The organism is Nocardia carnea (genome assembly GCF_029869215.1).
GTDB lineage: Bacteria > Actinomycetota > Actinomycetes > Mycobacteriales > Mycobacteriaceae > Nocardia > Nocardia carnea_B.
The window spans coordinates 1-16,516 of the sequence record NZ_JARWPM010000345.1 but is presented as its reverse complement, the minus strand read 5'-3'; the positions used below and the strand labels follow the sequence as shown (position 1 = coordinate 16,516).

17 protein-coding genes and 1 pseudogene are annotated in these 16,516 nt (G+C 69.1%); 13 read left to right on the top strand and 5 right to left on the bottom strand.

Annotation, left to right across the window (positions count from 1 at the left end):
* Window positions 1–172: 172 nt before the first annotated feature.
* Together QH276_RS24005 and QH276_RS24000 are read right to left on the bottom strand one after the other, a co-directional pair.
* A pseudogene (locus QH276_RS24005) lies at window positions 173–328 on the bottom strand (chorismate synthase); the annotation flags it as partial.
* Window positions 329–415: 87 nt separating this feature from the next.
* Entirely contained in the window at window positions 416–919 is a 504-nt protein-coding gene (locus QH276_RS24000) for a prepilin peptidase (protein WP_432278656.1), read from the bottom strand.
* 170 nt (window positions 920–1,089) lie between these two features.
* Between QH276_RS24000 and QH276_RS23995 the strand changes: the two genes are divergently transcribed.
* The 5 genes from QH276_RS23995 to QH276_RS23975 all read left to right on the top strand — a co-directional run bounded on the left by QH276_RS23995 (window position 1,090) and on the right by QH276_RS23975 (window position 4,217).
* Window positions 1,090–2,226: a M24 family metallopeptidase gene (locus tag QH276_RS23995; protein ID WP_280406909.1), complete on the top strand. Its 1,137-nt coding sequence runs from the start codon at window positions 1,090–1,092 to the stop codon at window positions 2,224–2,226.
* A 36-nt stretch (window positions 2,227–2,262) separates the two neighbouring features.
* On the top strand, window positions 2,263–2,826 hold the full coding sequence (gene efp / locus QH276_RS23990) for an elongation factor P (protein WP_280399687.1): 564 nt from the start codon (window positions 2,263–2,265) through the stop codon (window positions 2,824–2,826).
* A gap of 2 nt (window positions 2,827–2,828) precedes the next feature.
* Window positions 2,829–3,335: a transcription antitermination factor NusB gene (nusB, locus tag QH276_RS23985; protein WP_280399686.1), complete on the top strand. Its 507-nt coding sequence runs from the start codon at window positions 2,829–2,831 to the stop codon at window positions 3,333–3,335.
* A 2-nt stretch (window positions 3,336–3,337) separates the two neighbouring features.
* Window positions 3,338–3,595 (top strand): YciI family protein, encoded by a 258-nt coding sequence (locus QH276_RS23980; RefSeq protein WP_280399685.1) that lies wholly within the window; start codon window positions 3,338–3,340, stop codon window positions 3,593–3,595.
* 91 nt (window positions 3,596–3,686) lie between these two features.
* Window positions 3,687–4,217: a DUF4334 domain-containing protein gene (locus QH276_RS23975; RefSeq protein ID WP_280399684.1), complete on the top strand. Its 531-nt coding sequence runs from the start codon at window positions 3,687–3,689 to the stop codon at window positions 4,215–4,217.
* Window positions 4,218–4,323: 106 nt separating this feature from the next.
* Here QH276_RS23975 and QH276_RS23970 read toward each other — a convergent pair whose 3' ends face one another.
* Window positions 4,324–5,295 (bottom strand): quinone oxidoreductase family protein, encoded by a 972-nt coding sequence (locus tag QH276_RS23970; RefSeq protein ID WP_280399683.1) that lies wholly within the window; start codon window positions 5,293–5,295, stop codon window positions 4,324–4,326.
* A gap of 82 nt (window positions 5,296–5,377) precedes the next feature.
* Here QH276_RS23970 and QH276_RS23965 point away from each other — a divergent pair, with 82 nt between their 5' ends.
* Window positions 5,378–5,947 (top strand): TetR/AcrR family transcriptional regulator, encoded by a 570-nt coding sequence (locus QH276_RS23965; protein ID WP_280399682.1) that lies wholly within the window; start codon window positions 5,378–5,380, stop codon window positions 5,945–5,947.
* 14 nt (window positions 5,948–5,961) lie between these two features.
* Here the strand turns inward: QH276_RS23965 and QH276_RS23960 are convergent, their stop codons facing one another.
* Window positions 5,962–6,588 carry an alpha-ketoglutarate-dependent dioxygenase AlkB gene (locus tag QH276_RS23960; RefSeq protein ID WP_280399681.1) on the bottom strand — a complete coding sequence of 209 codons (627 nt, stop codon included), beginning with the start codon at window positions 6,586–6,588 and terminating at the stop codon, window positions 5,962–5,964.
* A 150-nt stretch (window positions 6,589–6,738) separates the two neighbouring features.
* Window positions 6,739–7,341, bottom strand: coding sequence for a TetR/AcrR family transcriptional regulator (locus QH276_RS23955; RefSeq protein ID WP_280399680.1), 603 nt, complete (start codon window positions 7,339–7,341; stop codon window positions 6,739–6,741).
* Window positions 7,342–7,449: 108 nt separating this feature from the next.
* On the opposite strand from QH276_RS23955, the gene QH276_RS23950 reads away from it, so the two are divergent.
* The 7 genes from QH276_RS23950 to carB all read left to right on the top strand — a co-directional run bounded on the left by QH276_RS23950 (window position 7,450) and on the right by carB (window position 16,442).
* Window positions 7,450–8,292 (top strand): SAM-dependent methyltransferase, encoded by an 843-nt coding sequence (locus QH276_RS23950; protein WP_280399679.1) that lies wholly within the window; start codon window positions 7,450–7,452, stop codon window positions 8,290–8,292.
* Window positions 8,293–8,467: 175 nt separating this feature from the next.
* The gene (pyrR, locus tag QH276_RS23945) at window positions 8,468–9,112 is read left to right on the top strand and encodes a bifunctional pyr operon transcriptional regulator/uracil phosphoribosyltransferase PyrR (protein ID WP_280399678.1); all 645 of its coding nucleotides are present in this window, start codon (window positions 8,468–8,470) and stop codon (window positions 9,110–9,112) included.
* Window positions 9,109–10,065: an aspartate carbamoyltransferase catalytic subunit gene (locus tag QH276_RS23940; protein ID WP_280399677.1), complete on the top strand. Its 957-nt coding sequence runs from the start codon at window positions 9,109–9,111 to the stop codon at window positions 10,063–10,065. The genes pyrR and QH276_RS23940 overlap by 4 nt, the downstream gene beginning before the upstream one ends.
* Window positions 10,066–10,136: 71 nt before the next feature.
* Window positions 10,137–11,474: a dihydroorotase gene (locus QH276_RS23935; protein WP_280399676.1), complete on the top strand. Its 1,338-nt coding sequence runs from the start codon at window positions 10,137–10,139 to the stop codon at window positions 11,472–11,474.
* On the top strand, window positions 11,474–11,968 hold the full coding sequence (locus QH276_RS23930; RefSeq protein WP_280399675.1) for a transporter: 495 nt from the start codon (window positions 11,474–11,476) through the stop codon (window positions 11,966–11,968). Before QH276_RS23935 ends, QH276_RS23930 begins: the two co-directional genes overlap by 1 nt.
* A complete protein-coding gene (gene carA, locus QH276_RS23925; RefSeq protein ID WP_280399674.1) occupies window positions 11,965–13,086 on the top strand; it encodes a glutamine-hydrolyzing carbamoyl-phosphate synthase small subunit in 1,122 nt (373 codons plus the stop codon). The genes QH276_RS23930 and carA overlap by 4 nt, the downstream gene beginning before the upstream one ends.
* Window positions 13,086–16,442, top strand: coding sequence for a carbamoyl-phosphate synthase large subunit (carB, locus tag QH276_RS23920; protein WP_280399673.1), 3,357 nt, complete (start codon window positions 13,086–13,088; stop codon window positions 16,440–16,442). The genes carA and carB overlap by 1 nt, the downstream gene beginning before the upstream one ends.
* Window positions 16,443–16,516 lie beyond the last annotated feature (74 nt).

Sequence of the window (16,516 nt, the reverse complement as noted above, 5' to 3'; positions counted from 1 at the left end):
GTCGCCGGAGTCGAGGTGACCTCGGCGGAGATCTCCGCACAGCTGGGGGGCCCCCCCGGCGGGTTAGGGCCCCGGGGGGGGGGGGTATTTGAAAGCCCCCAACGGGCCCCGGGCGGCGGGGGGGGGGCGCCCCCCGCCCGCCCGGTGTCCTTTTGGGGTTTCCTCTATCCCCCCGCGCGCGGGGGCCTACCCGCGGGGGGGGGCGCGCCAGCTGTGCGGAGATCTCCGCCGAGGTCACCTCGACTCCGGCGACCATTCCCTCCAGGATGGCGACGAGAGCGGGTCCGTGAGATTCTCCAGCAGTTATCCAGCGCAGCACGCTGACCATCTTCCCATGTCGGCGCCGCGGCCGGGGCAGGCGGTCGGCCGTGCTCACCGGGCCCGCCGCCGGACGCTGCGGGCGATTGCCGGGTGATCACCACAGGGCCAGCCCGAGAAGTGTCGCGGCACACATCGAGGGCCCGTGCGGTACGGCGGCGTACCGGTCGCCGGGGCCACGCGCCCGGGCCGGGACACCTGGTTCCGGTGTGCGGTACGCGATCCGGCGCCACAACTCCGTGGAGTGCGCGGCGAGCAGCAGGCCGATACCGGTCGCAGCGGTGAACAGGGGCGCCGCGAGCGCCGACCACAGCCAGGCCCGGCCCCCGCCGAGCGCGGCCGCCGCGCCCAAACCCACCGCCAGTTTCACGTCGCCCGCGCCCAGCGCTGCCGGCCACGCCAGATGTATCACCAGGTAGGGGAGTGCCAGGAGGACGGCGCCCCGGGCGGCGACCGCGAATTGCCCGCACACCGCCGCATAGGCCAGGATGCTCACCGCTCCGGCGAGCGTGAGCGCATTCGGCAGCCGCCGGGTGCGGATATCGCAACGGCTGAGCACACCGCACCATCCAGCCAGAACCAGGAAAACGAGTGTCGTCACGTGGTTCACGATTCCGGTGAAACCGGCCCCGCGGCGGCCGCCGAGGCCATATGTGGACAACTGCCGCGATTCTTCGGAACTGTGGATACTGTCCGTTTCGGATCGTGCGCGCCGGGCTCGTCCCGGCCGGGCCCTGTGTTTCCCGCGCCGTCCGGCGGTACTTTTGTCGCATGTCTGCTGATGCCGGCCGTGGCCCGCTGGTCCGGCCCGATTACGCCGCGCGGCGGGGCCTGCTGCGCAACCTGCTGGTCGAGAACGAGATCGACGGTCTGCTGGTCACCGATCTGGTGAACATCCGTTATCTGACGGGTTTCACCGGCTCCAACGCCGCCCTGCTGGTGCATTCGTGGGATACCGCGGACGCCGAGGAGCGCACGGTGATCGCCACCGACGGCCGGTACGACACCCAGGTCGCCGAGCAGGTTCCCGATCTCCGGGCCGAGATAGCTCGCGCGGTCGCCCGGCGTGTCGTGGAACTGGCGGGTGAATGGCAGTTCGGCCGGCTCGGCTTCGAAAGCCATATCGTCACCGTCGACCAGCATCGCGCCCTCACCGAACTCGGAACCGGCCTGGAGTTCGTCGCCACCCCCGGGCTGATCGAGCAATTGCGCATGGTCAAGGACGACTACGAGATCGACCGGTTGCGCGCGGCCTGCGCGGTCGGTGACGAGGCGCTGGCCGCGCTGCTCGAAACCGGGAAACTGCGGCCGGGGCGTACGGAACGGCAGGTCGCCCGGGATCTCGAATGGGCCATGTTCGAGCGCGGCGCCGCCGGTATCGCCTTCGAGACCATCGTCGCCGCCGGGTCGAACTCCGCCATTCCACATCACCGGCCCACCGACGCCGTGCTCAGCACGGGCGATTTCGTGAAGATCGATTTCGGGGCGGTGGTGGGGGGCTACCACTCGGATATGACCCGCACCTTCGTCCTCGGCCCGCCCGCGGACTGGCAGCGCGAGGTCTACGACCTGGTGCACGCCGCGCAACGCGCCGGGCGGGAGGCGCTGCGCCCGGGTATCCCGTGTGCCGACGTGGACGCCGCCGCCCGGGACGTCATCGCCGCCGCCGGGCACGGTCCGCTGTTCGTGCACGGGCTGGGTCACGGGGTGGGGCTGCGCATCCACGAAGCGCCCGGAATCGCGAAAACGGGCACGGGTACACTGCTGTCTGGCGTGGCGGTGACCGTCGAACCAGGTGTGTACTTTCCCGGCCGCGGCGGGGTCCGGATCGAGGACACGCTCGTGGTGCGCGAAGGGGGCCCGGAACTGCTCACCAACACCAGCAAAGACCTGACCGTCGTCGGATGACGCCGGTCGCCCGAGAACCGAGGAGACCCGAACACCGTGGCGGACACCAGCGACTTCAAGAACGGCCTCGTGCTGAAGATCGACGGGAATCTCCAGCAGATCGTCGAATTCCAGCACGTCAAGCCGGGTAAAGGTCCTGCCTTCGTGCGGACCAAACTGAAGAACGTGCTGTCCGGCAAGATCGTCGACAAAACTTTCAACGCCGGGGTGAAGGTGGAGACCGCCACGGTCGACCGCCGGGATATGACCTACCTCTACCACGACGGTTCGGATTACGTCTTCATGGACGGCGAGACCTTCGACCAGCACTCCATCGCCGAGGCCACCATCGGTGAGCAGGCCCGCTTCCTGCTGGAGAACATGACCGTGCAGGTCGCCATGCACGAGGGCGCGCCGCTGTACGTGGAGCTGCCGGTCACCGCCGAGCTCGAGGTCACCCACACCGATATCGGCCTGCAGGGCGACCGCTCCACCGGCGGCACCAAACCGGCCACCGTGGAGACCGGCGCCGAGGTGCAGGTCCCGCTGTTCATCAACACCGGCGACAAACTTCGTATCGACACCCGCGACGGCAGCTACCTGGGCCGAGTCAACTCCTGACCGTGCCCGACCAGCCCGCGGACAAGAAATCCGCCTACAAGAAGCTCGGCGCCCGCCACAAGGCCCGTCGCCGGGCCGTGGACCTGCTGTTCGAGGCCGAGGCCCGCGATATCGACCCCGCCGATCTGGCCGACGAACGTACCGAACTCGCCGCCAGTGATCAGGCGGTCGCCCCGGTACACGCCTACACCCGGATCTTGGTGGACGGTATCGCCGAGGAGCTGGACCGGGTCGACGGCACCATCGAGTCCTATCTGCAGGATTGGACCCTGGGCCGGCTGCCCGCCGTCGACCGGGCGATCCTTCGTGTCGCGGTGTGGGAGCTGCTGTACGCCACCGATGTTCCGCCGATCGTAGCCGTGGACGAGGCGGTGGAACTGGCCAAAGAGCTGTCCACCGACGATTCCCCGGGCTTCGTCAACGGTGTGCTGGGCCAGGTGGTGCTGGTCGCGCCGCAGATCCGGGCCGCCGCCGCGGCCTCCCGCAGCGAACCGGACAAGGACGCCTGAGGATGCGCAAGTATCTTGTGCTGGCCATGCGCACCCCCGCCTACGATCCGGCGGTAGCGCAACCGCACCGGGAATTCCTGAGCGTACTTCGCGAAGCGGGCATGCTCCAGGAGTCCGGCCCGTTCACCGACGGCACCGGGGGTGCTTATATCGTGCTCGCCGATTCGCGTGCGGCGGCCGAAGCGAGGGTGTCCACCGACCCGCTGCACACCTCGGGGTCGTCTGTACTGACGGTGCACGAGTGGGAGATCACCGGCTGATCCGCCGGATATCACGGGTGGACCGGCCGCGGTCGATGAGAGGACGATAGGGTTATTCTCGCAACGTCCTTGATGTAGAGGAGCGCGGACGATGACCGAGCATGCCGCAGTCCTGCCGGTGGGCGGTTGTACCGCCGAGCGGGCCTGGGAGATCTTCGACAGCCTGCCGGCGGCACCCGTGAACGAGGTGACCACCGGCCGGTGGCGCGGCGAAGAACTGCCCACCGGCCATCCGATGGATGGCACGCTCTCCGAATCGGGTTGGTACGGAAAGCAATTCGATTCCCCCGACCAGGTCCACCCGCTGCTGTTCACCGACGAGCGGGGCACGGTTTTCGCGGTCGACCCGCGCCGGGTGCCGCTGTCGCTGGCCGGAAAGATCCCCGCGCACTGGTTGCGGCCGGTCCGGAACAGGTTGCGTACCGTCGCCCCGGTGCTGCGTACCCGGAAGCCGACGGCGCGTCTGCGCGATATCGAGTACCGGGGTGTGGTGAGTGCCGCCATGGTCTACGACCATCTGCCGATCATCGATCATTTCCGGCGCGTCGACGACCAGACCTTGCTCGGGGTCATGGATATGCGCGGGCTGCCCGAACCCTATTTCTTCGTCCTGCGCCGCTGAGGCGATTGCCACGCGATCGGGTGGAGTCCGCGTCGGTCCACTTCTGCGCCCGGCGGCGCCGGCCGCATCCCGTTCGGTTGTGGTGGCTGCCGCATATTTGCGTCGATTATCCGGTCGTCGCCGGGCGCAGGACGACTTTGCCCAGCGGGTGCCGCGATTCCACCAGTTCGTGTGCTCGGGCTGCTTGGTCGAGCGGCAGAGTGGTTTCGACGGGTGGAACCAGCGCGGGTACCCGGGCGAGAATATCGGCCTGGGCCCGGTCCGCGCGCTGCTGCCAGGCCGGGCCCGCGCACGCGGCGAGGGTGAGGCCGCCCGGAATCAGTTCGGCCGCCGATACCTGCGCCGGAGTGCCGGAAAGCCAGCCATAACTCAGCATGCGGCCCGATCCGGGCGTCATGGCCGGGAGCAGTGCTGCCGCCGAGGTGCCGCCGATGGAATCGAAGACGACATCGACGGTGCCCGGCGCGTTCTCGGCAAGTGCCTCGGTCCAGCCGTCCCTTCGGTGGTCGATGACCAGGTCGGCGCCCAGCGTTCGCGCATGGTCGACCTTGGCGGGGCCGCCCGCGGTGGCGATCACCCGTGCCGCGCCGAATTCCCGGGCCAGCTGGACGAGATAGCTGCCCACCCCGGTGGCTGCGGCCTCCACCACGACCGTCTCCGACCCGGTCAGCCGCGCCGTATCCAGTAGGGCCAAGGCGATCGAACCGCTCATCACCGCCGCGGCCGCGTCCTCGGCCGAGACAGCGTCCGGGATGAATGTCGCGTGCTGTGCCGGCGCGCAGACGAATTCGGCATAGGAGCCGGACCCGTCGGTCCGGGCCACTACGCGCCGGCCCACGAGATCGGGCGCGACACCCGCGCCCACCTCGACGACTTCCCCGGCGGCCTGGAAGCCGAAGATCACCGGCGGCGGCGTGGCCATGGGAAAGGCACCGGCACGCAGCTGGGTTTCGGGGTAGAGGACGGGGATCGCCGCGGTGCGGATCAGTATTTCGCCGGCGGCCGGATGCGGTCGCGGGACCTCGCGCGCCACCAGGACCTCGGGTCCGCCCGTGCCCGTCATTACGATTGCCTGCATCGAAACTCCATAACTTGACTGTTGGTCCACTTCTTCGGAAAAGATATGGACCGGCGGTCAACTTGTCAAGGAAGGTGGTGTCATGCCTCCCGCGAAGGAACGCGCGGACGCGGCCCGCAATCGGCGCGCCATCCTCGACGCGACCGCTGCTCTACTCGACGAACGCGGCGCCGAGGGTGTCACCATGGACCGCGTCGCGGCCGCCGCGGGGGTGGGCAAGGGGACCATCTTCCATCGCTTCGGCAGCCGGGCCGGACTGCTGCACGAGATGGTGGCCGAACGGGCGTTCGCGCTGCGGGCGCGGGTGGTCGACGGGCCACCGCCGCTGGGCCCGGGAGCCCCGGCCGCCGACCGGCTGCGCGCCTTTTTCGCGGCCATGGCCGAGTTGTTGATCGACAATCTGGAGCTGATGGCGATCGTGCGGACCGAGCCGCCGCATCCGCGGACCGCGGAACTGCACCGCTTCTGGCGGGAGCACATCACGACCCTGCTCGCCCAGGTGCGGCCCGATCTGGATGCCGAGACGGTCGGCCGGTTGCTGCTGGATTCGCTGGCCGGTGCGACCGTGCCCGAGCTGGCCCGCTCGGGTGAGACCGATCGCCTGCTGGCGGCGGTGCGGGAATTGGTGGACTCGGTGCTGCCTGCTCGGTGACGGCGCCGGTGTGATCAGCGCACGCCGCGCGGGCGGAACTGGACGCTGATCCGCGGCCCGGTGGCCCGGCGTGATTTCGGTACGGCGTGCTCCCAGGTGCGCTGGCACGACCCGCCCATGACCAGCAGGTCCCCGTGGCCCGGCCGGAAACGCAGGCTGGGGCCGCCCGCACGCGGGCGCAGCAGGAGTGGCCGGGGCGCCCCCAGCGTGAGGATGGCGACCATGGTGTCGTGGACGGCGCCGCGGCCGAGCGTATCGCCGTGCCAGGCCACACTGTCGCGGCCGTCGCGGTAGTAGCAGAGCCCGGCGGTGGTGAACGGTTCGCCGAGTTCCCTGCGGTAATACTCACTCAACGCGTCGCGCGCCTCGGCGAGGGTGGGGTGGGGAAGCTCCGCGGCTTCACCGTAGAAACACAGCAGGCGCGGTACGTCGACGACGCGGTCGTACATCGGCCGCCGCTCGTCGCGCCATGGCACCTCGACGGCGAGATGATCGAAGAGCTCGTCGGCGCCGCGCAGCCAGCCGGGGCGCAGATCGACCCAGGCGCCATCGGTCAGCTGTGTCCGGTGGGTATCCGTCAGCGGTTCCAGCTCGATCGCTCCGAAGCCGTCGAGCAGTGAGCGTTGCAGAGGTGCCGGCATGTAGTCAGTCTAGCGAACTGCCGAACATATGTTCGATATTGAACGACGACGGGCCTCTGGCCGGCGCGCGGAGATGCGTCGTGGATACGCGGTGGCAGGCCTCGGCTCGGCGCATTCACGGTGCTGTGCCGGAAGTCTGGGTGGTCGGGTTCAGCTTCGGCGCAGGATGTCGTGGGCGACGGCGACGGCCGCGGCGAAACACTCGTCGTCGGACAGCGGGAGGTCGCCCATCATCGCCGTGCTCCAGCTGATGGCCAGCAGGGCCTGGCGGGCATGGAAGACATCCAGGGGTGCGTGCTCGGGTTCGGTCATCAGATCGGCGATCACCCGGAACTGGTAGCGCAGGCTGACGCCGAAACCGAGTTCGCGGAACGCCGGCTGATTCTCGTGCATGAACCGCACCATGTCGCGGCCGGTGCTGTGCAGCAGGGCGCCATAGCGGTCGAGGATCTCCGCGGCGCGCGCCGGGCCGGGTGGCGTGGTGCCGGCCCAGACGATCAAATCGTCGATGCCGCGCCGGACATCGTCGGAGAGGCTGGCGACGATATCTTCCTTCGTCCGGAAGTGGTAGTACAGCGCGGCTTTGGTGACGCCGAGGCGTTCGGCGATCTGCCGCAGTGAGGTCTTTTCGTAGCCCTGTTCGGAGAACAGTTCCATCGCCACCACCCGGATGCGGTCACGGGTATCGCTGCGCCGGGCGGCCAACGGCTTCTCCTCAGGGTCGACGGTCTGCCGCAGGAGCCTACTGGGCACGCCGGGCCGAAGCTCATCCCGCGAGCGGGTGCCGCGCAAGCGCTCGCCTGCGCCGCCCGAGGGTGGTTTACTAGCCGGGCGGCAAGTAAGCAAGCCAGGAGGTTCGCGATGACCGGAACACCCGCACCGATCCCGACCGCCGGCGTCGCGATGACCGCACTCGGTGTCGCGCTCATCCGGGCCCGGGAAACCGCGCGCCCCGACCGTTTGTACGCCGATCCGCTGGCCGAGGCGTTCGTCGCCGCCGCCCGTCCCGCCTTCGACGACGAACGCTGGGCGCGCCTGGAAGTGCTGGCCGGACAGTTCTACGAAGGGCGCACGCTCGCGGTGAAAGGCGTCGACGATCACATCCGGGAGGCCACCGCGGCCCGGTGCGCGCAGATCGTCCTGCTCGGTGCCGGTCTCGACACCCGCGCCTTCCGGCTCGAGCTTCCCCGCGACACCGCCTTCTTCGAGGTGGACCTGCCCGAACTGTTCGCCTTCAAAGAACCGGTCCTGACCGCCCGGCGGGCGCGACCCGTCTGTGCGCGGTATGTGGTCGCGGCGGACCTGCGGGGCGACTGGGAGCAGGCCCTGCTGGCACAGGGTTTCCGCACCGAACTGCCGACGGCGTGGGTCGACGAAGGGGTACTCGGTTACCTTCCGCGGGCGGATGCCTACGCGCTGGCTGCCACTGTCACCGGGCTCTCGGCCTCCGGCAGCCGGTTCGGGCTCGGGCGTTTCCAGGTGGCCGCGGCCGAACCGCAGTACCGCGCATTGCGCGAACTCGTCCGGGAGGCCCCGGGGGAGCGGCCGGTGAACGGACTCGGACCCGGCGGGGAATCGTGGTTCGCCACGCACGGCTGGAAAACGTCCTTCCGCGCCTGGGGCGATCTCGTCGCGCCGTACGGCCGGCCGGGCGCCCTGAGTGGCGACCCCGCGGTCGGCCATGTTCTGGCCGTCCGGGAATGATCGCCGCGTGCCGGTAACCGTCCTCACACCGGCCGGGGGCCGCGAGGTGAGTGGCCGCGCTCACACCGAGGTCAGCGCCCTCACCTGGTGAAAAGTGCCGTTCGCGGGCTGATAGGCTGCTCGGCGTAAGACATCCTTTAACGGACCGTCCGGTGAGGCGGGGAAGGAGGTCGGCATGGCTGTGCCCGAAGAACGGGCCGCCACGTCCGGCGCTGCCGAGGCGACGCCACCCGTGACGCGGCATACGCCGGAATGGGTGGCGGCGGGACGGGAATTGTTGTCCCCCTCCGATGTCGGCCGGACCATCGCGCGAATCGCGCATCAGATCATCGAACGCACCGCCCTCGATTCCGGCGAGCCCGGAACGCCGCGCGTGGTGCTGATCGGGATCCCGACCCGCGGTACCACCCTCGCGGCGCGGCTCACCGACAGGATCGAGGAATTCTCCGGGGTGCGTCCCGCGCTCGGATCGCTCGATATCACGCTCTATCGCGATGACCTGCGCAGTAAACCGCACCGGCCGCTGGAGCGGACCTCGGTGCCCGAAGGTGGGGTCGAGGACGCGCTGGTCGTACTGGTCGACGATGTGCTCTTCTCCGGCCGCACCGTCCGTTCCGCCCTCGACGCCCTGCGTGACCTGGGCCGCCCGCGTGCCGTGCAGCTCGCGGTACTCGTCGACCGGGGGCATCGGGAACTACCGATCCGCGCGGATTTCGTGGGCAAGAACGTGCCCACCGCGCGCACCGAGGATGTCTCGGTGCTGTTGAGCGAACACGACGGCCGCGACGGCGTCTTCTTGCATCAGGGGGAGGGACAGTGAGGCATCTGCTGACGGTCACCGATCTGGACCGCGCCGCGGCCACCGCGCTGCTCGACGAGGCGGAGCGTTTCGAACAGGCACTGCTGGGCCGGGAAGTGCGCAAACTGCCCACCCTGCGCGGGCGCACGGTGATGACGGTGTTCTTCGAGAACTCCACCCGGACCCGGGTCTCGTTCGAGGTCGCCGGGAAATGGATGAGCGCCGATGTGATCAATGTGAGCGCGAGCAGTTCGTCGGTGGCCAAGGGGGAATCGCTGCGCGATACCGCGCTCACCCTGCACGCGGCCGGCGCCGACGCGCTCATCGTGCGCCATCCCGCCTCGGGTGCCGCGCATCAGATCGCGCACTGGTTCGAGGGGTGGTCGCGCCGGTCGGGGAGCGCGGTGCCGGCGGTGATCAACGCCGGTGACGGTATGCACGAACATCCCACCCAGGCGCTGCTCGACGCCCTCACACTGCGGCAGCGGCTCGGCGATATCGCCGGGCGGCGAGTGGTGATCGTCGGCGATATCCTGCACAGCCGGGTGGCCCGGTCCAATGCCTTCCTGCTGTCCACGCTGGGGGCGGAAGTGGTGCTGGTGGCGCCACGCACGCTGCTGCCGGTGGGGGTCGAGGACTGGCCGGTGCGGGTGTCGGTCGATCTGGATTCCGAGCTGCCCGGTGCCGACGCCGTGCTCATGCTGCGGGTCCAGGCGGAACGGATGAACGGCGGTTTCTTCCCGTCGGCGCGGGAGTACGCGGTGCGGTACGGGCTGTCCGAGCGGCGGGTGGCGCTGCTCGACGAGCATGCCGTGGTCCTGCACCCGGGCCCGATGCTGCGCGGGATGGAGATCGCCTCCTCGGTGGCGGATTCGCCGCGCGCCGCCGTATTGCAACAGGTGACGAATGGAGTCCATATGCGTATGGCGGTGCTGTTCCGCCTGCTGGTCGGTGTACAGGAGGCCGCGGCGTGAGCGCGTCAGGCCCGGAGGAGGCAGCGCAGCGTAACCACGCAGGGCCCGCGCGCACGCCCGATGAAAACAGCGTGAGCGCGTCAGGTGTCGGTACGGCCACCGTGCTGATCACCGGAGCCCGGCTCTACGGCGAGGGTGAGCCGGTCGATGTGCTGATCGCCGGCGGGGTGATCCGGGAGATCGGGACCGGGCTGAGCGCGGACGATGCCGAGATCGTCGCCGCCGACGGGCAGGTGCTGCTGCCCGGATTCGTCGATTTGCACACCCATCTGCGGGAACCCGGCCGGGAAGACACCGAGACCATCGAATCCGGGTCCGCGGCCGCGGCGCTCGGTGGGTACACGGCGGTCTTCGCGATGGCCAACACCGCACCCGTTGCCGATTCGCAGGTGATCACCGATCACGTGTGGCGGCGCGGCCGGGAAGTCGGCCTCGTCGATGTGTATCCGGTGGGCGCGGTGACGTTTGGGCTCGCGGGTGAGCAGCTCGCCGAAATGGGCACCATGGCATCCGGCGCGGGCGCGGTCCGGATGTTCTCCGACGACGGGCACTGTGTCCACGACCCACTGATCATGCGGCGGGCGCTGGAGTACGCGCGGTCGCTGGATGTCCTGATCGCCCAGCACGCGGAGGAGCCGCGGCTGACCCGGGGTGCGGTCGCGCATGAGGGCCCGACGGCGGCACGGCTGGGCCTGGCGGGCTGGCCGCGCGCCGCGGAGGAATCCATCGTGGCCCGTGACGCGCTGCTCGCCCGGGACGCCGGTGCGCGGGTGCATATCTGTCACGCGTCGACCGCAGGCACGGTCGAGCTGGTCAAATGGGCCAAGGAGCAAGGGATCGCGATCACCGCCGAGGTGACGCCGCATCATCTCCTGCTCACCGATGCCCGGCTGGAAACCTATGACGCGGTGAACAAGGTGAACCCGCCCCTGCGCGAAGGTTCCGATACCGAGGCGCTGCGGCAGGCACTGGCCGCCGGGATCGTCGACTGTGTCGCCACCGACCACGCACCGCACGCCGAACAGGACAAATGCTGCGAGTTCGCGGCGGCCCGCCCCGGCATGCTCGGTTTGCAGACCGCGCTGTCGATCGTGGTGGAGACCATGGTGCGGCCCGGTCTGCTGGATTGGCGCGGGGTGGCGCGGGTGATGAGCGAACGCCCGGCCGAGATCGTCGGCCTCGACGATCAGGGCCGGCCGATCGACGTGGGTGAACCGGCCAATCTCGTACTGGTGGACCCGGAGGCGACCTGGACGGTCGAGGGTGAACACCTCGCGAGTATCGCGAGCAACACCCCTTATCAGTCGATGACCTTGCCGGGGCGGGTCACCACGACCCTGCTGCGCGGGCGGATCACCGCCCGCGACGGCGTGGCCGCCGCACCGGGCACACTGGTGGGAGGCCGCTGATGGAACGGACGTTCTGGGTAGTCCTCTGCGTGCTGCTGTGGGCGCTGGCGGTCTTCCTGATGTACCGGGGCTGGCGTAACCGCGCGGCCCGGCAGCAGGACCGGATCGGTGAACTGCCCCCGGTACCGGCCGCGACCGGCGCACAGATCCTGCCCCCGACCACCGGCCTCTACCTGGGCAGCACCATGGCGCCGAGCTGGCAGGACCGGATAGCGGTCGGCGATCTGGGATACCGGGCGACAGCGGAACTGACCCGCTTCGAACACGGGATCCTGCTGGACCGCGACGGCGCCACACCGATCTGGATACCGGAGGAATCGGTCACCGCCATCCGGACCGAACGCGGGCACGCGGGCAAGGTGATGACCGAGGGTGGCGTACTGGTGATCCGCTGGACCCTGCCGAGCGGAACCGAGATCGACACCGGGTTCCGCGGCGACGACAAAACGGTGTATCCGGCCTGGGCGCGGGCAACGACGGGAGATGACGAATGACGAAGACGACAACAGCCGCGGCCCTGGTCCTCGAGGACGGACGGGTCTTCCGCGGCGCCGCGTACGGCGCGGTCGGGCAGACCCTCGGCGAGGCGGTGTTCTGTACCGCCATGACCGGCTATCAGGAAACCCTCACCGATCCGAGTTACCACCGGCAGATCGTGGTGGCCACGGCCCCGCAGATCGGCAATACCGGCTGGAACGACGAGGATGACGAATCGCAGCGCATCTGGGTCGCCGGCTACGCCGTACGCGACCCGGCGCGCCGCCACTCCAACTGGCGTGCCACCGGCACCCTGCCCGGACAGCTGGAACAGCAGAACATCGTCGGGATCGCCGGGATCGACACTCGCGCCGTGGTGCGGCATCTGCGCAGCCGCGGGTCGATGAAGGCCGGGATCTTCTCCGGCCCCGCGCTCGCCGAACCGGACGAGTTGCTCGCCCGGGTCACCGGGCAGCCGTCGATGCTGGGCGCCGACCTGGCCGGTGAGGTCAGCACCGACGAGATCTACACCGTCGAACCCGAGGGCGAGGCCCGGTTCACGGTGGTCGCGGTGGATCTCGGCATCAAATCCAACACACCACGGATGTTCGCCCGGCACGGAATGCGCGTGCACGTGGTGCCGTCCTCGACGAGCCTGGACAAGATCCTGGAACTGAAGCCGGACGGCGCGTTCCTGTCCAACGGCCCCGGCGACCCCGCGACCGCCGATACCGCCGTCGCCCTCACCCAGGGCATCCTGGACAAGGGGCTGCCGCTGTTCGGTATCTGCTTCGGCAACCAGATCCTGGGTCGCGCGCTCGGCCGCGGCACCTACAAGATGAAGTTCGGGCACCGGGGGATCAACATCCCGGTCGTCGAGCACGACACCGGCCGCATCTCCATCACCGCGCAGAACCACGGATTCGCGCTGGAAGGTGAGCGCGGCGAACAGTTCGACACCCCGTTCGGCAAGGCGGAGGTCAGCCACGTCTGCGCCAACGACGGCACGGTGGAAGGGGTGCGGCTGGTGGACGGTCGCGCCTTCTCCGTGCAATACCACCCGGAAGCGGCCGCCGGGCCCCATGACGCCGCGTACTTGTTCGACCGGTTCGCCGGTCTGATGAAGGGAGCCTGATGCCTCGCCGTACCGATCTCGAACATATTCTGGTCATCGGATCGGGCCCGATCGTCATCGGCCAGGCGTGCGAGTTCGATTATTCGGGCACCCAGGCCTGCCGCGTCCTGCGCTCGGAGGGCCTGCGGGTCTCGCTGGTGAACTCCAACCCGGCGACCATCATGACCGACCCCGAATTCGCCGATTCGACCTACGTCGAGCCGATCACCCCGGAATTCGTCGAAAAGGTCATCGAGAAGGAACGCCCCGATGCCCTGCTGGCCACCCTCGGCGGGCAGACCGCGCTGAACACCGCGGTCGCCCTGCACGAGCGCGGCGTACTGGAGAAGTACGGAGTCGAACTGATCGGCGCCGATTTCGAGGCCATCCAGCGCGGTGAGGACCGGCAGAAGTTCAAGGACATCGTCGCGAGCGTCGGCGGCGAGAGTGCCCGCTCGCGGGTCTGCTACACGATGGACGAGGTCCGCGATACCGTCGCCGACCTGGGCTTCCCCGTGGTCGTGCGGCCGTCGTTCACCATGGGCGGCCTCGGTTCCGGGATGGCCTACAACGACGAGGACCTGGACCGGATCGCCGGCGGCGGCCTCGCCGCCTCGCCCACCGCGAACGTGCTCATCGAGGAATCCATCCTCGGCTGGAAGGAATACGAGCTCGAGCTGATGCGCGACGGGCGCGACAATGTCGTGATCGTCTGCTCCATCGAGAACGTGGACCCGATGGGTGTGCACACCGGCGATTCGATGACCGTGGCGCCGGCCCTCACCCTGACCGACCGCGAATACCAGAAGATGCGCGATCTCGGCATCGCCATCCTGCGCGAGGTCGGCGTGGATACCGGCGGCTGCAATATCCAGTTCGCGGTGAACCCCGCCGACGGCCGGCTCATCGTCATCGAGATGAACCCGCGGGTTTCGCGGTCGTCGGCGCTGGCGTCGAAGGCCACCGGGTTCCCGATCGCCAAAATCGCGGCGAAACTGGCCATCGGTTACACCCTCGACGAGATCGTCAACGACATCACCAAGGAAACGCCGGCCTGTTTCGAGCCGACCCTCGACTACGTGGTGGTCAAGGCGCCGCGGTTCGCGTTCGAGAAGTTCCCGGGTGCCGACCCCACCCTCACCACCACCATGAAATCGGTGGGCGAGGCCATGTCACTGGGCCGTAATTTCGCCGAAGCGCTGGGCAAGGTGCTCCGGTCGCTGGAAACCAAGGCCACCGGTTTCTGGACCGTCGAGGACGGCACCTGGGCGCCGGCCTCCGCGGACCGGTCCGATATCGACGCCGCCATCAAGGCGATCCTCGACGATCTGCGGACCCCCACCGAAGGCCGCATCTACCAGGTCGAGCGGGCCCTGCGCTTCGGTGCGAGCATCGAATCCGTCGCCGAGGCCTCCGGTATCGACCCGTGGTTCGTCGCCGAGGTCGCCGGGCTGGTGGACCTGCGACGTGAACTCCTCGACACCCCGGTGCTCGACGAATCCCTGTTGCGCCGGGCGAAATACCACGGCTTGTCCGACCGGCAGATCGCGGCGTTGCGGCCGGAACTCGCCGGGGAGGCCGGGGTACGCGCGTTGCGGCACCGGCTCGGGGTCCGCCCGGTGTTCAAAACGGTGGACACCTGCGCGGCCGAATTCGAGGCCAAGACGCCGTACCACTATTCGGCCTACGAACTCGATCCCGAGGCCGAAACCGAGGTCGCCCCGCAGCCCGACCGGGAAAAGGTGATCATCCTCGGTTCCGGGCCGAACCGGATCGGGCAGGGAATCGAATTCGACTACTCCTGTGTGCACGCCGCGCAGACGCTGTCGGCCGCAGGCTACGAGACGGTGATGGTCAACTGCAACCCGGAGACCGTCTCCACCGACTACGACACCGCCGACCGCCTCTACTTCGAACCACTCACCTTCGAGGATGTGCTCGAGGTGTACCACGCGGAAACCGAATCCGGCACGGTCGCCGGCGTGATCGTCCAGCTCGGCGGCCAGACCCCGCTGGGCCTGGCACAACGGCTCACGGCTGCGGGCGTACCGGTGGTCGGCACCAGCGCCGCCGCCATCGACCTGGCCGAGGACCGCGGGGAATTCGGTGACGTCCTGGTCGCGGCCGGGCTGCCCGCCCCCAAGTACGGTACGGCCACCACCTTCGAACAGGCCCGCAAGATCGCCGCCGAGATCGGCTACCCGGTCCTGGTGCGGCCGTCCTACGTGCTCGGCGGGCGCGGGATGGAGATCGTCTACGACGAGGACTCGCTCGAGGGCTATATCTCCCGCGCGACCGAACTCAGCCCCGAACATCCGGTGCTGGTGGACCGCTTCCTCGAAGACGCCATCGAAATCGACGTCGACGCGCTCTGCGACGGCACCGAGGTGTTCCTCGGCGGGGTCATGGAACATATCGAGGAAGCCGGGATCCACTCCGGCGACTCCGCCTGCGCGTTGCCCCCGATCACGCTGGGCCGCAGCGATATCGAGGCCGTCCGCCGCTCCACGATCGCGCTGGCCGAGGGGATCGGTGTCAAGGGCCTGCTGAATGTGCAGTATGCGCTCAAGGACGATGTCCTCTACGTCCTCGAGGCCAACCCGCGCGCCAGCCGCACGGTTCCGTTCGTCTCCAAAGCCACCGCGGTACCGCTGGCCAAGGCGGCGGCCCGGGTCATGCTGGGTGCCACCATCGCCGAACTACGCGCCGAGGGCATGCTGCCCGAAGGTGACGGCGGGCATGTACCGCTCGACGCGCCGGTCGCGGTGAAAGAGGCGGTGCTGCAGTTCCACCGGTTCCGGGGGCCCGACGGCAGCCAGGTCGATTCGCTGCTCTCCCCGGAAATGAAATCCACCGGCGAGGTGATGGGTATCGACGCCGATTTCGGCACCGCGTTCGCCAAGAGCCAGACCGCGGCCTACGGTTCGCTGCCCACCGAGGGCACCGTATTCGTCTCGATCGCCAACCGCGACAAACGGGCCATGGTGTTCCCGGTGAAGCGGCTGCACGACCTCGGCTTCCGCATCCTCGCCACCGCGGGCACCGCGGAAATGCTGCGCCGCAACGGTATTCCCTGCGAAGAGGTGCGCAAGCATTCCGACCCGGTGCCCGCCACGAACGGTAGCGAGCCCCCGGCGGCGTCGATCGTCGAGCAGATCCGCGACGGCGAAGTGGATATGGTCTTCAACACGCCCTACGGCAACTCCGGGCCCCGCGTGGACGGCTACGAGATCCGCAGTGCCGCGGTGAGCCAGAACATCCCCTGTATCACCACCGTGCAGGGCGCCGCGGCGGCCGTACAAGGCATCGAGGCCAGTATCGCCGGCGGACTGGGTGTGCGGTCGCTGCAGGAACTGCATTCGGCGTTGCGTGGCTGAGGACACGACGATGACGAGCACCTTCGGGGGGGGGGGGGGGGGGGGGGGGGGGGGGGGGGGGGGGGCGCGGGGCG

Coding starts and splice junctions, on each gene's coding strand:
- QH276_RS23960 (WP_280399681.1), bottom strand. CDS start 6,588: ATGCCGGCACCTCTGCAACGCTCACTGCTCGACGGCTTCGGAGCGATC.
- QH276_RS23970 (WP_280399683.1), bottom strand. CDS start 5,295: ATGCAGGCAATCGTAATGACGGGCACGGGCGGACCCGAGGTCCTGGTG.
- QH276_RS23975 (WP_280399684.1), top strand. CDS start 3,687: ATGACCGAGCATGCCGCAGTCCTGCCGGTGGGCGGTTGTACCGCCGAG.
- QH276_RS23965 (WP_280399682.1), top strand. CDS start 5,378: ATGCCTCCCGCGAAGGAACGCGCGGACGCGGCCCGCAATCGGCGCGCC.
- carA (WP_280399674.1), top strand. CDS start 11,965: ATGACGAAGACGACAACAGCCGCGGCCCTGGTCCTCGAGGACGGACGG.
- carB (WP_280399673.1), top strand. CDS start 13,086: ATGCCTCGCCGTACCGATCTCGAACATATTCTGGTCATCGGATCGGGC.
- QH276_RS23950 (WP_280399679.1), top strand. CDS start 7,450: ATGACCGGAACACCCGCACCGATCCCGACCGCCGGCGTCGCGATGACC.
- QH276_RS23980 (WP_280399685.1), top strand. CDS start 3,338: ATGCGCAAGTATCTTGTGCTGGCCATGCGCACCCCCGCCTACGATCCG.
- QH276_RS23930 (WP_280399675.1), top strand. CDS start 11,474: ATGGAACGGACGTTCTGGGTAGTCCTCTGCGTGCTGCTGTGGGCGCTG.
- QH276_RS23995 (WP_280406909.1), top strand. CDS start 1,090: ATGTCTGCTGATGCCGGCCGTGGCCCGCTGGTCCGGCCCGATTACGCC.
- pyrR (WP_280399678.1), top strand. CDS start 8,468: ATGGCTGTGCCCGAAGAACGGGCCGCCACGTCCGGCGCTGCCGAGGCG.